14 protein-coding genes are annotated in these 13,981 nt (G+C 70.4%); 2 read left to right on the forward strand and 12 right to left on the reverse strand.

What is annotated here, in order from left to right; all coding sequences use genetic code 11:
• Position 1: 1 nt before the first annotated feature.
• The gene (locus tag AB0O21_RS29095; protein WP_365175850.1) at positions 2-772 is read right to left on the reverse strand and encodes a hypothetical protein; all 771 of its coding nucleotides are present in this window, start codon (positions 770-772) and stop codon (positions 2-4) included.
• A gap of 227 nt (positions 773-999) precedes the next feature.
• Positions 1,000-1,731, reverse strand: a complete 732-nt coding sequence (locus AB0O21_RS29100; RefSeq protein WP_365175851.1) for a hypothetical protein — start codon at positions 1,729-1,731, stop codon at positions 1,000-1,002.
• A gap of 298 nt (positions 1,732-2,029) precedes the next feature.
• Here AB0O21_RS29100 and coaA point away from each other — a divergent pair, with 298 nt between their 5' ends.
• Entirely contained in the window at positions 2,030-3,046 is a 1,017-nt protein-coding gene (gene coaA, locus AB0O21_RS29105) for a type I pantothenate kinase (protein WP_365175852.1), read from the forward strand.
• 16 nt (positions 3,047-3,062) lie between these two features.
• Positions 3,063-4,010 (forward strand): DUF389 domain-containing protein, encoded by a 948-nt coding sequence (locus tag AB0O21_RS29110; RefSeq protein ID WP_365175853.1) that lies wholly within the window; start codon positions 3,063-3,065, stop codon positions 4,008-4,010.
• Between the two features lie 3 nt (positions 4,011-4,013).
• Here AB0O21_RS29110 and AB0O21_RS29115 read toward each other — a convergent pair whose 3' ends face one another.
• From AB0O21_RS29115 to rplQ, 10 genes are all read right to left on the reverse strand, one after another.
• Positions 4,014-4,781, reverse strand: coding sequence for a hypothetical protein (locus AB0O21_RS29115; RefSeq protein WP_365175854.1), 768 nt, complete (start codon positions 4,779-4,781; stop codon positions 4,014-4,016).
• Positions 4,778-6,295 (reverse strand): C2 family cysteine protease, encoded by a 1,518-nt coding sequence (locus tag AB0O21_RS29120; RefSeq protein WP_365175855.1) that lies wholly within the window; start codon positions 6,293-6,295, stop codon positions 4,778-4,780. The genes AB0O21_RS29115 and AB0O21_RS29120 overlap by 4 nt, the downstream gene beginning before the upstream one ends.
• Entirely contained in the window at positions 6,292-6,627 is a 336-nt protein-coding gene (locus tag AB0O21_RS29125; RefSeq protein ID WP_365175856.1) for a hypothetical protein, read from the reverse strand. Before AB0O21_RS29125 ends, AB0O21_RS29120 begins: the two co-directional genes overlap by 4 nt.
• Before the next feature lie 234 nt (positions 6,628-6,861).
• Positions 6,862-8,220: a phosphoglucosamine mutase gene (gene glmM / locus AB0O21_RS29130; RefSeq protein WP_365175857.1), complete on the reverse strand. Its 1,359-nt coding sequence runs from the start codon at positions 8,218-8,220 to the stop codon at positions 6,862-6,864.
• Between the two features lie 135 nt (positions 8,221-8,355).
• The gene (gene rpsI, locus AB0O21_RS29135; RefSeq protein ID WP_030388851.1) at positions 8,356-8,874 is read right to left on the reverse strand and encodes a 30S ribosomal protein S9; all 519 of its coding nucleotides are present in this window, start codon (positions 8,872-8,874) and stop codon (positions 8,356-8,358) included.
• A 42-nt stretch (positions 8,875-8,916) separates the two neighbouring features.
• The gene (rplM, locus tag AB0O21_RS29140; RefSeq protein ID WP_365175858.1) at positions 8,917-9,360 is read right to left on the reverse strand and encodes a 50S ribosomal protein L13; all 444 of its coding nucleotides are present in this window, start codon (positions 9,358-9,360) and stop codon (positions 8,917-8,919) included.
• A 235-nt stretch (positions 9,361-9,595) separates the two neighbouring features.
• A complete protein-coding gene (locus AB0O21_RS29145) occupies positions 9,596-10,882 on the reverse strand; it encodes a glycosyltransferase family 87 protein (RefSeq protein ID WP_365175859.1) in 1,287 nt (428 codons plus the stop codon).
• An 11-nt stretch (positions 10,883-10,893) separates the two neighbouring features.
• Positions 10,894-12,522, reverse strand: coding sequence for an ATP-binding cassette domain-containing protein (locus AB0O21_RS29150; protein WP_365175860.1), 1,629 nt, complete (start codon positions 12,520-12,522; stop codon positions 10,894-10,896).
• A 33-nt stretch (positions 12,523-12,555) separates the two neighbouring features.
• Positions 12,556-13,407, reverse strand: a complete 852-nt coding sequence (gene truA / locus AB0O21_RS29155; protein ID WP_365175861.1) for a tRNA pseudouridine(38-40) synthase TruA — start codon at positions 13,405-13,407, stop codon at positions 12,556-12,558.
• Positions 13,408-13,495: 88 nt separating this feature from the next.
• Positions 13,496-13,960 (reverse strand): 50S ribosomal protein L17, encoded by a 465-nt coding sequence (gene rplQ / locus AB0O21_RS29160; protein ID WP_069921530.1) that lies wholly within the window; start codon positions 13,958-13,960, stop codon positions 13,496-13,498.
• Positions 13,961-13,981 lie beyond the last annotated feature (21 nt).

Consider the following 13,981-nt stretch of genomic DNA (forward strand, 5'->3'; position numbering starts at 1 on the left):
CTCAGCCGAGCTTCTTGACCTGCGCGTCGATGACGGCCTTCGGCTGCTCGGCGGTGCCGGACAGGCTCAGGGCCGAGAAGGTCGCCACGGTGTTGCCCTTGCGCACGAACACCAGCTGGGTCGTCAGCTTGTCGCCATCGGCCTCACCCTCGACGGTGAGGGCAAGCGCCTCGTCGCCGCCGGTGACAGCGGCGCCCGGGGTCACCTTGCTGATCTTGCCGGTGTCGCTGCCCAGGTTGGCGCTGTAACCGCCGGCGCACTTCTGGCTCGCGGTCTTGACCGCGGCGAACGCCTCCTCGGCGCCCTTGCCGTCGTACGAGGCGAGGGTCAGGGCGGTGGCCGTGGAGCCGAGGGCGCCCAGGATCGCCTTCGCCTTCTCCTCCTCCGAGGCGCCCTCGGCGGGGGCCTTCGGGTTGGCGACGACCTTGGTGCGCGCGGTGCCGGCGGGCGCACCGGCCGGGGTGAAGCTCTGCGCCTGGACCAGCACCTTGCACTCGGGCTTGTCACTGGTGGAGGCGGCGCCCGCGGTGGACTCGGCCGGGTCCGCCGCCTTGAAGGTGTGGTCGGCGAGGTCGGCCTGGGCCAGCAGGACCTTGGCCAGCTCCGCGTCCGTCTTGCCCTTCGCGGCCGGGGCCGCCGAGGTGGCGGCGGGGGCGGACGGCTTGGCGTCCGCCTTGGTGTCGGCCTTGTCCGCGCCGCAGGCGGTGGCCAGCAGGGCCAGGGACACGGCGGATGCGGTCAGGACGGAACGACGGACAAGAGCGGAACGCACGAAAGATCTCCCCCACGAAAGAGAACACAAGGCAAAGGACAGCAGGAGCCGCGCCCACCGGGATGGGGGGCGCGCTTCAGAACTGCGGTATCCCGCAATGTACCCGCAAAGCGATCACCCGATCGGATCATTTTGCGCATGCGCCCAATCGTGACCGCCACGAGACCGCAAGGCCCTCGAACCGGTACCGACTCCCGTACAACCGCCCCCGCGCGGCCCTCGGCGGCTCAGCCGAGCTTCTTCAGCTGCGCGTCGATGTACGCCTGCGGCACGGGGGGCTTGCCGGTGAAGCTCAAGGAGTGCAGAACGAAGAGGTTGTTGCCCTTGCGGACGGCGACCATCTGGCTCTGCAGCCCCTCGTCGCCGCCCCCGGCGGTGAACGCCCAGCCCGCAGCGTCGTCACCGGCGGTCACGGTGACCGGCGCGACGGCATTGATGGTGGTCTTCTCGCCCTTCGCCGTGGTGACGAACCCGCCGGTGCAGGCCTGACCGGCCGCCTTCATCGAGGCCAGCGCCTCCTCCGCGCCCTTGCCGTCGTAGGAGGCGAGCTGGACGGAGGTCAGGGTCATGCTCATCGGGTTGGCCGGGTCGGCGGGCTCGCTCGCGCCTATGCGCTCCGTCGTGGTGACGGCGTTGCCGACCGGGGCGAAACCGCCGGCCTGCGCGAGCGGCAGGCACTGCGGCTTGTCCGAGGTGACCTCGGAGGCCTTGGCCACGTCGTCGGCGCCCGCCTTCTTGATCGTGACCTTCGGGACGTCGCCGGCGGCCAGGGTCAGCTTCTCCAGATCGGCGGCGGCGAGCGCCTTGGCCTCGGGCGTCGGCGAGGGCGCCGGCGCGCTCGCGGACGGCTTGGCCTCCGCCTTGGTGTCGGCCTTGTCCGCGCCGCACGCGGTGGCCAGCAGGGCCAGGGACGCCGCGGAAGCGGTCAGGACGGCATGGCGGACGAGAGCGGTACGCACGGAAGGGTCTCCCACGGAACAGGACGGCGACGGGGCAGCCCGAACAGCACCCCGTCTCTCCGGGGTGGGCGTCTGAACTGCGGCGATCAGCACTGTACGGCCGGATCGGGCCTTCACTGAGGGTTCTGAATGACAGATTCCGATTGTGACCGGGGCGAGACCTGGACCGCCCCGAATCGAGACCGAACCCCGTCCCGGGCCCCGGCCACGTGACCGACCACACCACCCACAACCGCCCCCGAGCCCCGACAATGGCCGTGTGATCACTTCGCCGCCACGAAGCACGCCGGACAACGCAATGGAGCGCACCGGCCGGGAGGGGCACCCCCCGCACCCCGCCCGCCCCACCCACCGCCGGGGCCCCGACGCCTCGCCGTACGTCGACCTCACCCGGGCCGAATGGAGCGCGCTGCGCGAGCGCACCCCGCTGCCGCTGACCGCCGAAGAGGTGGAGCGGCTGCGCGGCCTCGGTGACGTCATCGACCTCGACGAGGTCCGTGACGTGTACCTCCCGCTCTCGCGCCTGCTCAACCTGTACGTCGAGGCCACCAGCAACCTCCGCGGCACCCTCAACACCTTCCTCGGCGACGCCGGCAACGGCCACGGCGCACAGGCGGGCACCCCCTTCGTCATAGGGGTCGCCGGCTCGGTCGCCGTCGGCAAGTCCACCGTGGCCCGTCTGCTCCAGGCCCTGCTCGCCCGCTGGCCCGAGCACCCGCGCGTGGAGCTGGTCACCACCGACGGCTTCCTCTACCCGATGAAGGAGCTCGAGCGGCGCGGGCTCACCTCCCGCAAGGGCTTCCCGGAGTCCTACGACCGCCGCGCGCTCACCCGTTTCGTCGCCGACATCAAGGCCGGCAAGGACGAGGTGCGTGCCCCGGTCTACTCGCACCTGATCTACGACATCGTGCCGGGCGAGGAGCTCGTCGTACGCCGCCCGGACATCCTCATCGTCGAGGGCCTGAACGTGCTCCAGCCGGCCCTCCCCGGGACGGACGGCCGCACCCGCGTCGCCCTCGCCGACTACTTCGACTTCAGCGTGTACGTGGACGCGCGCCCCGAGGACATCGAGCGCTGGTACCTGGGCCGCTTCCGGAAGCTGCGCGAGACCGCCTTCCAGAACCCCTTCTCCTACTTCCGCAAGTACACCCAGGTCTCCGAGGAGGAGGCGATGGAGTACGCGCAGACGATGTGGCGGACCGTCAACAAGCCCAACCTGCTGGAGAACGTGGCCCCGACCCGCGGCCGGGCCACCCTCGTCGTCCGCAAGGGCGCGGACCACAAGGTCCAGAAGCTGAGCCTCCGCAAGCTGTAGTGGTTATGGTGCGGGAATGCTGCATCTGCGGATGATCACCCCGCCCCATCTCACGGACCAGGTGCTCGCGTTCATCGACCAGACGGTCGGGACCACCCACCTGGTCGTGCTGCCCGGCGCCGCCCGCGACCCGGCGGGCGACCTCGTGCTGTGCGACGTCGCCCGGGAGGCGGCCGACGAGCTGCTGCATGAGATGCGCTCGCTCGGCATCGACAAGAGCGGTTCGATCGCCGTCGAGAACATCGACCTGTCGATCTCCACGCGCGCCGACGACGCGGAGGAGGAGGCCCCGGGCGAGGCCGCGGACGCGGTGGTCTGGGAGCAGCTCGCCGAGGCGACCCACGAGGAATCCACCCTCACGATCACCTACAGCGTCTTCATGATCGTGGCGACGATGATCGCGGCCTGCGGTGTGGTCCTGGACAACGCGATCCTGATCGTGGGCGCCATGGCGGTCGGCCCGGAGTTCGGCCCGCTCGCCGGCATCTGCACGGGCCTGGTGCAGCGGCGGCCGGGACTCGCCGGACGTTCGCTCTTCGCGCTGGTCATCGGCTTCACGGCGGCGATCGTGGCGACGACGGCCTTCAGTCTGGTGATGGACGCACTCGGCCTCTTCCACGAGCACATGCTGGAGAACCCGCGGCCGAACACCAGCTTCATCTGGCAGCCCGACCCGTTCTCCTTCGTCGTGGCGCTGCTCGCCGGCGTGGTCGGCATGATGTCGCTGACCTCGGCGAAGGCCGGTGCGCTGGTCGGCGTGGCGATCTCCGTCACCACCGTCCCGGCGGGCGCCAACGCCGCCGTGGCCCTCAGCTACGGCGATTTCGGCCAGATGTGGGGCTCGGGCATCCAGCTGGCGCTCAACCTGGGCGGCATCATCCTCTCGGGCACGCTCACCCTCATCGCCTGGAAGCTGCTGTGGCGCACCCAGCGCGGGCGGTGGATCCGTACGCCGAAGGCCTGAGGGTCAGCCGCCGGCGGGGCCGATGAGCTGGAGGTCCACGTAGCCGGAGTTCGGGTTGCTGCCGTCGGGGTTGCCGTCGCCGACGTCGATCACGGTGACCTTCCAGAGCCGACCTGCGAACTCCAGCGTGTCGCCGATCTTGGCGTCGCCGTAGTAGGCGTCCCCGCCGTCCTCGCTCACGATGCTGATGTTGGCGCGAGGGCCGGGGTAGATCTCCGTGACCACGGCGCTGTACTGCCCGTTGTACTCGGTGTTCGGGACGTGCCAGCGGAGGCGGAAGCGCCCGTCGACCAGGGACGGCCACGTGGCGTTGGAACTGGGCTGCGGCAACTCGGTCACGTTCTTCTGGTCCTTCGGCGTGAGTACGACCCGGTAGGTGCAGATCTGCGAGACGGTGAACTCGGCACCGCCCACGGTCAGGGCTCGGCCCGGTGTCACGGTCCAGGACTCGGTGCCGGCCTGCGCCGTACCCATCCCCGTGCCGTTCGTCAGCACGGCGGTGCGGGACGTGCCGTCCGCCTGCGCTTCCTTGTACAGCACCGTACCGGCGCCTCCAGGCAGCCGGACGGTGCCGCCGCGCAGTACGTGGAGTCCCTTCGCTGGGCGGTCACCGGCGCACTCCGGCCCCTTGTCGTCGGGCGGCACGGGGCGTGCGGTGGAGGGGCTCGGGCTCGGGGATGCCGTGGCGTCCCCGGCCTTGGTCGCGGACGGGCCGCAGGCCGCGGCGAGCAGGACGCAGCCGGCGGCCGCGGCGAGACGGAGGGTTTTCACTTGGGCACCTTCAGAGCCTGCGGATCCTTGAAGAACTTCTCGTACTCCTCGGGAGTGGCCACGATGTCCTTGTGGGGCGGGCCCCAGGGGTTGCCCAGCACGATGTTGTCGCCCTGGAAGCCCTTGACGAAGTACACGTGCCGGGTGGAGAAAGTGCCGCCCCATTTGGCGTTGCCGTCCTTCTGCATGTCACCGCCACTGCCGGTGGCCACGATGATCGGGTGGCCGGACTCGAATTTCTCGCGCAACGACGGGATGTCGTTGTCGATGCCCTCGGACTTGCTGCCGGTCACATAGGGCGGTGCCTTGTCGGTGTGGTCCCACTCGGTCGCCCCGTAGTTCCCCTGCTCCGCCCGGTCGTACTTCTTGTCGCCGCCCTTGCCGTCGGGGGCACCGCCGCTGTCGCCGCCGTAGACGAGGGCGAAGGCCTTCTCGTAGTAGGCCGGCCACATGGCGCCCTTGGCGTGGGCGGTCATGGGCTGGCCGTTCTCGTCCAGCGGCAGGTCGGGGGTGACGGTGACCCAGCGCTGGTTGCCGTCCTTGTCCCAGATCCGGACGTTGATGGTCCCGTTGGGGTTCTCCTTGATGCCGTCCCGGATGAACTGGGGGTTGACCTGGGCCGTGGAGGTGAGCGACGCGATGTACCAGCAGTCGGCGAACCGCCCCTGGTTGATGTCGGCGGCCGTGATCTCCTTGCCGTCGGATCCCGGCGCGAACAGGGGGTCGGTCGGGACGCCCCAGTGCATGCCCTTGGCCTGGGCGCCGCTCTGGGAGTTCTTGCCGTCCAAGAACGCGTCCGTCGTGTCGAACCCCGGCTGCATCCCCGGGAACGCGGCCTGCGCCTTGGCCCAGTGCGCGGGGCCCAGCTTGGAGAGGATCAGGCTGAGGTGGTCACGGCGGTCGCCCTCGGGCAGGCCGTTCTCGTCCCACCACTTCCAGCCGGAGTCGCCCGTGTCGTTCATCAGGTCGTTGTAGCGCTTGAGGTCGGCCGGCGGGACGCGGTCGAAGAACGCGTCGAGTTCGGCGGACGTCATCCCCTCCAGCATGCTCTTGACCTTCTCCAGGTCGTCGCGGTTGCCGTTGGTGCCGAAGTCCTTGCCGTCGAGCTCCTTGAGCTTCGTGAGCGCGTCGCTGATGTGCTTCTCGTTGGGCGCGACCTCGTCGGCGAAGAGCAGGGCCGGGTCGACGGCGTACCCGTGCTCGATGAGGATCTTGCACTCGTCGAGCTGCTTGCTGCGGCGTTCCATGGACCCGGCCATGTCACCGAGCTCGTCGTCGAGGACCCCGGGCATGGTGCTGGGCCCGCCGAAGAACGACGGCATGACGAACACCCCGCCGACGAGCGGCTGGAGCAGCGGGTCGGTGGTGGCCGGCTTGCCGTTCAGGAGCTGGGCGGCCTCGGTGAGGACGCCGGCCAGGTCCCGGTGCATGCCGCGGGCGTCCTTGCCCGCGTTGCGCAGGTTGGTCGCGAGGGCGCGTATCTCGGCGGTGTCGAATCCGCGGAACTCGCTCAATTGCCCGGTCCCGTCGTCTTGGCCGCGGCCGTCTTGGCCTGCTCGTCGAGGCGGTCCGCCTCGGTCTCCCAGCGGCCGGCGTCGTGCATGAGGGCGGACGCCATCTGGTTGAGCGTGCCCCGGCGGTTCACGATCTGCGTCGTGGACTGGGTGGCGAAGGGCCCCTTCCAGACCGGCGGATCGGCCTGCTGGGCCTTCTTGGCGTCGGCGTCGAGGCGGGGGCCGAGCGTCTTGGCCAGCCCACGCGCCTTGCGGGCGCAGGCCCTCAGGTCGTTCGCCCGCTTCCTCAGCTGCTCCGGCGTTTCCCCCGCCGGCTCGTCCGGTCGTCCCACCGCGCATTCCCCCCGTCGCCCGCCGCCCGCGTTGACAGCCCGTCGAGATTATCAGCCCGACATTCAGTTCGAACGTCACCCTGCACCCATCACGGCTTCCCACAGCGGGAGTTGACGGATCAACAACAGCCCGCGGGACCGGACCATCGCGGAACGCACACGGCCCCGCCGCCCCGGAAACCCGGGACGGCGGGGCCGTTCAATGCGACGGCGAGGTGACCCGCCGGGCGGCGCCTAGCCGAGCGCCGACTTCACGACGTCGGCGAGCCGGCCCGCGACCGCGCGGGCCTGCTCGATGTCCGCGGCCTCGACCATCACCCGTACGAGCGGCTCGGTGCCGGACGGGCGGAGCAGAACCCGCCCGGTGGTACCCAGCTCGCGCTCGGCGTCGGCCACCGCCGCGGCCAGCTCGGCGGAGGTCGTGACCCGGGCCTTGTCCACGTCGGGGACGTTGATCAGCACCTGCGGCAGCCGCTCCATGACCCCGGCCAGCTCCGCCAGGGACTTGCCGGTGGCCGCGACCCGCGCCGCCAGCAGCAGGCCGGTCAGCGTGCCGTCGCCGGTCGTGGCGTGGTCCAGGATGATCACGTGGCCGGACTGCTCGCCGCCCAGCGCGTAGCCGTGCTCCTTCATGGCCTCCAGCACGTACCGGTCGCCGACCCCGGTCTGCACGACCTGGATGCCCTCGCCCTCCATGGCCAGCTTGAAGCCCAGGTTCGACATGACGGTGCCGACCACGGTGTTCCCGCGCAGCTGCCCGGCCTCGCGCATGGCCAGGGCCAGCACCGCGAGGATCTGGTCGCCGTCGACCTCCGCGCCGGTGCCGTCCACGGCCAGGCAGCGGTCGGCGTCACCGTCGTGCGCGATGCCGAAGTCGGCGCCGTGCTCCACGACGGCCGCCTTGAGCAGGCCGAGGTGGGTGGAGCCGCAGCCGTCGTTGATGTTCAGGCCGTCCGGCTCGGCGCCGATCGTGACGATCTCCGCGCCGGCCCGGGCGAAGGCCTCGGGCGAGACGTAGGAGGCCGCGCCGTGCGCCTCGTCCAGGACGACCTTCAGGCCGTCGAGGCGGTTGGGGAGCACGCCGATCAGGTGGGCGACGTACTTCTCGAAGCCCTCGGTGTAGTCGGAGACGCGGCCGACGCCGGAGCCGGTGGGCCGGTCCCAGGGGGCACCGGTGCGGTGCTCCTCGTAGACGGACTCGATGCGGTCCTCCAGCTCGTCGGCGAGCTTGTGCCCGCCGCGCGCGAAGAACTTGATGCCGTTGTCGGGCATGGCGTTGTGGCTGGCCGAGAGCATCACGCCGAGGTCGGCACCCAGCGCACCGGTGAGATACGCCACCGCCGGGGTGGGCAGCACACCGACGCGCAGGACGTCCACGCCCGCGCTCGCGAGGCCGGCGACGACCGCGGCTTCCAGGAATTCGCCGGAGGCACGGGGGTCCCGGCCGACCACGGCGGTCGCGCGGTGGCCCGCGAACGTGCCCGCCTCGCCCAGCACGTGGGCGGCCGCCACGGAGAGACCGAGCGCCAGCTCAGCCGTCAGATCCGCGTTGGCGACGCCGCGTACACCGTCCGTCCCGAAGAGTCGTCCCACTGTTGTCCTCCCGAGTTTTGCGCTTCGCGTGTGACCGCTTGTGACAGGTATTTGCCGCTTGTGGCGGTAAACGAACCGCCCCGACAGCACAGAGAGTGCTGCCGGGGCGGTTTCGTTGCAAACAGCAGGCGAAGATTAACGCTTGCTGTACTGCGGAGCCTTGCGGGCCTTCTTGAGACCGGCCTTCTTGCGCTCGACCGCACGGTCGTCGCGGGAGAGGAAGCCGGCCTTCTTCAGCGCCGGGCGGTTGTTGTCCACGTCCGCCTCGTTCAGCGCACGGGCCACGCCGAGGCGCAGGGCGCCGGCCTGGCCGGAGACGCCGCCACCCGAGATGCGGGCGATGACGTCGTAGCGGCCGTCGAGCTCGAGGAGCTTGAAGGGCTCGTTGACTTCCTGCTGGTGCACCTTGTTGGGGAAGTAGTCCTCAAGGGTGCGACCGTTGATCTTCCACTTGCCGGTGCCCGGAACGATCCGGACGCGGGCGATGGCGTTCTTGCGACGGCCCAGGCCGGCGGCCGGCTGGGGGTCGCCGAAGCGACCGGCAAGGGACTCGGAGGTGTAGTCGCCCTCGACGACAACCTCGGACTCGCTGGTGTACTCCTCGACGTTGCCCTCGAACTCTTCGACGGTCGTCTCGGCGGTGGTCTCGGCCACGATGCTCCTCAGAATTTTCTACGTCTTAGGGGGTGGCCGGAACTACTGCGCGACCTGGGTGATCTCGAACGGCACCGGCTGCTGCGCAGCGTGCGGGTGCTGGTCGCCCGAGTAGACCTTCAGCTTCGAGAGCATCTGACGGCCCAGGGTGTTCTTGGGGAGCATGCCCTTGACGGCCTTCTCGACGGCCTTCTCCGGGTTGTCGCGGAGCAGGTCGTCGTAACGCACGGAGCGGAGACCGCCCGGGAAGCCGGAGTGGCGGTACGCCATCTTCTGCGACGCCTTGTTGCCGGACAGGTGAACCTTGTCGGCGTTGACGATGATGACGAAGTCGCCCATGTCCATGTGGGGGGCGTAAGTCGGCTTGTGCTTGCCGCGCAGGAGGGCAGCGGCCTGGGTCGCCAGACGGCCGAGGACAACGTCCTGGGCGTCGATGACGAGCCACTGGCGCGAGATGTCGCCGGGCTTGGGGCTGAACGTACGCACGCGTATGCCTTCGCTTCTTCAGTGGTGGGTCATCCCATAGGGCGCAAGCCCCGCGGGAAGGGTCCTGACAGGGTCACCACGGACGATCACGACAGCCCTTGTTCACATCGGAGACGCAACCCGTGTGAACTGCTGGTCATCGGTCCGGTGGACCGGCGCAAGGCCCTTTCACGTGAGAATGAGAAAGCCAATACGCATAACAAACCAGCAGAGTATCCAAGAGGACCCGTACGGGTCAAAACGCGGTCCGCGATGCCGATTCTGCTGGCGTCGCGGCGCACTCCGGTTCGGTCCTGGATGGGGACCCCGCAGTTGTTACTTGGTCCAGAGTAACCCGACCGGAGCGCAGCGCACGACGCGCCAGCAGAACGGCGAGCCCGCACAGGGCGGCGCAGTCCTTGAAGGCGCGCCGCTTGGCGGCCAGCTCCGAGGGCCACGGGACCAGGGCGATCTGCGGCGTCAGCACCAGCCAGAACCAGGGCGAGCGGGGCATCGAGTCCTCCCGCACCGCCGAGGCCAGCAGCAGCGGCAGCACCACCAGCAGGTAGTGGTCGAAGGAGGGCCGCGAGACCAGGAATGCGGCCAACATCACCATGCAGGCCGTCTCCACCAGCCGCAGCGCACCGCCGTCGGCGTCGTCACCGCGCCGCCACCGCGTCCAGGCCGCCCACAGCCCCGCCCCGGCCCCCGCGAACGCCACCGCCACGGCCACCGGCTCCGGCACCCCCAGCCGCGGCAGCACCGCGATCGGCGAGGCGTCCCAGGGCAGCGCGTAGGCGTCCTGCCCGCCCAGCAGGAACGGCAGCGTCTTGGTGAAGAACAGCGACGGGTTCGGCATCAGCAGCGCCCCCGCCAGCGACATGCCCAGCGGCACCAGCACCGCGGCCGCCAGCCCCCGCCACTGCCGGGCGAAGAGGAACAGCACCCCGATCGGCACCAGCATCGGCTTGCAGGCGATGGCCAGCCCGACCACCAGCCCGGCCGCCCCCCAGGCGCGCCGCCGCGCCAGCAGCAGCGCCACCGGGAGGGCGGCCGCCGAGATCGCCGTCCAGTTGCCGATCAGTACGAGGTTCACGTACGGCTTGTAGGCCAGGGCGAAGACGGCGAAGCCGACGACCGCGAACCGCGAGCGCAGCGGCACCGAGAACAGCCGCAGCGCGGCCAGCCAGCCGACGCCCAGCAGCCCCGACATCCCGACCGGCAGCACCCACCGCAGCACCGGCTGCGGCAGCAGCGCCTCGGGCACCGCCATGAGCACGGCACTGGGCAGGTACAGGAACCGCTTGTCGTCGTACGGGGACCCGCCCGCCAGCAGGGTCTCGGCCGCCTTCACCACGAAGGCGTTGTCCGAGCCCCAGTTCGCCCGCAGGCTCGTGGAGACGCAGATCCCGAGCACCACGGCGAGGGAGGCGAGCCGCCAGGGCAGGGAGGCGGGCCGCAGCAGCCAGTCGACCAGCAGGTTCCCGGAGGTCCGCACGCGGGCGTCCCACTTCATCAGCCAGATGCCAGGCCTCAGCCCCACTGCGGTTTCTCCTAGCGCTTCCGCTCGACCCTGCGTTCGTCCCAAACAGGCTCCGCAGTCTCTCGCACGACCCCGTCCGAACCGAAGACCAGGTACCGGTCGAATGTGCGGGAGAACCACCGGTCGTGCGTGACGCACAGCACAGTGCCGTCGTACGACTCCAGGCCGTCCTGCAGCGCCTCCGCGGACTCCAGGTCCAGGTTGTCCGTCGGCTCGTCCAGGAGCAGCGCCGTGGTCCCCGCCAGCTCCAGCAGCAGGATCTGGAAGCGCGCCTGCTGCCCGCCCGACAGCTTCTCGAAGGGCTGCTCGGCCTGGCGCTCCAGCTCGTAGCGGCGCAGGGCCCCCATCGCCTGGCCCAGCGGCTTGGCCGCCTCCGTCCACAGGATGTCGACGAGGGTGCGCCCGAAGAGCTCCGGATGGGCGTGGGTCTGCGCGAAGTGGCCCGGGACCACCCGTGCGCCCAGCTTCCAGTCACCCGTGTGCTTGACGTCCTCGCCGGCCAGCAGCCGCAGGAAGTGCGACTTGCCGGAGCCGTTCGAGCCGAGGACCGCGACCCGCTCCCCGTAGAAGACCTCCAGGGAGAAGGGCTTCATCAGCCCCGTCAGCTCCAGGTTCTCCACGGTCAGCGCCCGCACGCCGGTCCGGCCGCCCTTGAGCCGCATCTTGATGTCCTGCTCGCGCGGCGGCTCCGGCGGCGGGCCGGCCTCCTCGAACTTCTGGAAGCGGGTCTGCATCGCCCGGTACCGCGAGGCCATGTCGGGGCTGGAGGCGGCCTGGTTGCGCAGCCGCAGCACCAGCGCCTTCAGGCGGGCGTGCTCCTCGTCCCAGCGCCTCTTGAGCTCCTCGAAGCGCGCGAAGCGCTCCTTGCGGGCCTCGTGGTACGTCCCGAAGCCCGCGCCGTGCACCCACACGTCGCTGCCCATCGGGCTCGCTTCCAGGCTGATGATCTTCTCGGCGGCCTGGGTGAGGAGCTCCCGGTCGTGGGAGACGAACAGCACGGTCTTGCGCGTGGCCTTCAGCTGCTCCTCCAGCCACCGCTTGCCGGGGACGTCGAGGTAGTTGTCCGGCTCGTCGAGGAGCAGCACCTCGTCGGGGCCGCGCAGCAGCGCCTCCAGCACGAGCCGCTTCTGCTCACCGCCGGAGAGCGTGCGCACCTCGCGGAACTGGGCGCTGTCGTACGGGATCGCCAGCGCGGCCATCGTGCAGACGTCCCACAGCGTCTCCGCCTCGTAACCCTGGACGTCGGCCCAGTCGCTGAGCGCCTGCGCGTAGGCCATCTGGGCGGCCTCGTCGTCCACCGTCAGGATCAGCTGCTCGGCCCGGTCCACGGCCTTCGCGGCCTCCCGGATCCGCGGCTGGGCCACCGACACCAGCAGGTCCCGTACGGTCGTCTCGTCCCGTACGGAGCCGACGAACTGCGACATCACCCCGAGCCCGCCGCTGATGGTCACCCCGCCGCCGTGCGGCTGGAGCTCCCCGGAGATCAGCTTGAGCAGGGTGGTCTTGCCGGCGCCGTTCGCCCCCACCAGGGCCACCACCGCCCCCTCCCCCACGCGGAAGGAGACGTCGGGGAGCAGGACCCGCCCGTCGGGAAGGTAGTACTCCAGGTGGCTGGCTTCGAGATGTCCCATGCCGGGCATTGTCCAGGTCCGGCGGGGCTGGACCCAAACCGATTAGCAGCAGCCCTTGCCGGGGAGGGTCCGCATGTTCCGCGCTTCCTTGCTGCGGGCGGCCAGCAGCTCGTCCGCCGGGTAGCCGACCTCCTCCAGCGTCAGCCCGTGCGGCTTCACCACGTGCACCGAGGAGTCCCGTACGGCCGCGGCCAGCACCTGCCCGGGCCACTCGACCGGCCGGTGGCCGTCACCGACGTGCAGCAGGGCGCCCACCAGGGAGCGGACCATGTTGTGGCAGAAGGCGTCGGCGCGGACGGTCGCGGTGACGATCCCGTCCTCGGCGCGCTCCCAGCTGAGCTGCTGGAGGGTGCGGATCGTCGTCGCGCCCTCGCGCTTCTTGCAGTACGCGGCGAAGTCGTGCTCGCCGAGCAGCGGGGCGGCGGCCCGGTTCATGGCGTCCACGTCGAGGGGCCACTGGTGCCACAGCACGTGCCCGCGGCGCAGCGGGTCGACCCCGCCCTGGTGGTCGCCCACGCGGTAGGCGTAGCGGCGCCAGATGGCCGAGAAGCGCGCGTTGAAGCCCTCCGGGGCCTCGGCGACCTTCCAGACGCGGATGTCGTGCGGCAGGCGCCCTGCGAGGCGGCGCAGCAGCTTGTCGTGGTGCTCGGCCCACACCTCGTCGGCGATGTCGAACTGCGCGACCTGCCCGCGGGCGTGCACGCCCGCGTCCGTACGCCCGGCCACGGTCAGCTCGACCGGTTCCTTGAGGCGCATCACGGTCTGCAGGGCGTTCTCCAGCTCGCCCTGCACGGTCCGCAGCGTGCGCTGCTTCGCCCAGCCGGAGAAGTCCTTGCCGTCGTACGACAGGTCCAGCCGCACCCGGACGTGCCCGGGCTCCACCTCGTCACTCACCCATGAATCCTCTCAGACATGCAGAACGGGCCCGCCCCGGAAAGGGGCGGGCCCGTTCAGAGCCTTTTCAGCGTGATCCCGGAAGGGATCAGGCCTCCTTGGTCTCCTCGGCGGCGGGAGCCTCGGTGGCCTCCGCCTCCTTCACGGCGCGCTTGGTGGCGGCCTCGGCCTCACCAGTGGCCTGCTGGGCGACCGTCAGGGCCTCGACCAGCTCGATGACGGCCATCGGGGCGTTGTCGCCACGACGGTTGCCGATCTTGGTGATGCGCGTGTAACCACCGGGGCGGTTCTCGTAGCGCGGGGCGATCTCGGTGAACAGCGTGTGCACGATGCTCTTGTCCGTGATCGTCTGCAGCACCAGGCGACGGTTGTGGATGTCGCCCTTCTTGGCCTTGGTGACCAGACGCTCGGCGTAGGGACGCAGGCGGCGGGCCTTGGCCTCGGTGGTGGTGATGCGGCCGTGCTCGAAGAGCGCCTTCGCGAGGTTCGCGAGCAGGTGCTTCTCGTGCGCGGCGGAGCCGCCCAGGCGGGCACCCTTAGCGGGACGCGGCATTGTTACTCCTTCAAATCTGCA

This window comes from Streptomyces sp. NPDC091371 (assembly GCF_040684275.1).
Classification (GTDB): Bacteria; Actinomycetota; Actinomycetes; order Streptomycetales; family Streptomycetaceae; genus Streptomyces.

What these genes read in the sequence shown, in the direction of transcription:
- coaA (WP_365175852.1), top strand. Translation starts at nt 2,030, where the DNA reads ATGGAGCGCACCGGCCGGGAGGGGCACCCCCCGCACCCCGCCCGCCCC.
- AB0O21_RS29110 (WP_365175853.1), top strand. Translation starts at nt 3,063, where the DNA reads ATGCTGCATCTGCGGATGATCACCCCGCCCCATCTCACGGACCAGGTG.
- AB0O21_RS29150 (WP_365175860.1), bottom strand. Translation starts at nt 12,522, where the DNA reads ATGCCCGGCATGGGACATCTCGAAGCCAGCCACCTGGAGTACTACCTT.
- rplQ (WP_069921530.1), bottom strand. Translation starts at nt 13,960, where the DNA reads ATGCCGCGTCCCGCTAAGGGTGCCCGCCTGGGCGGCTCCGCCGCGCAC.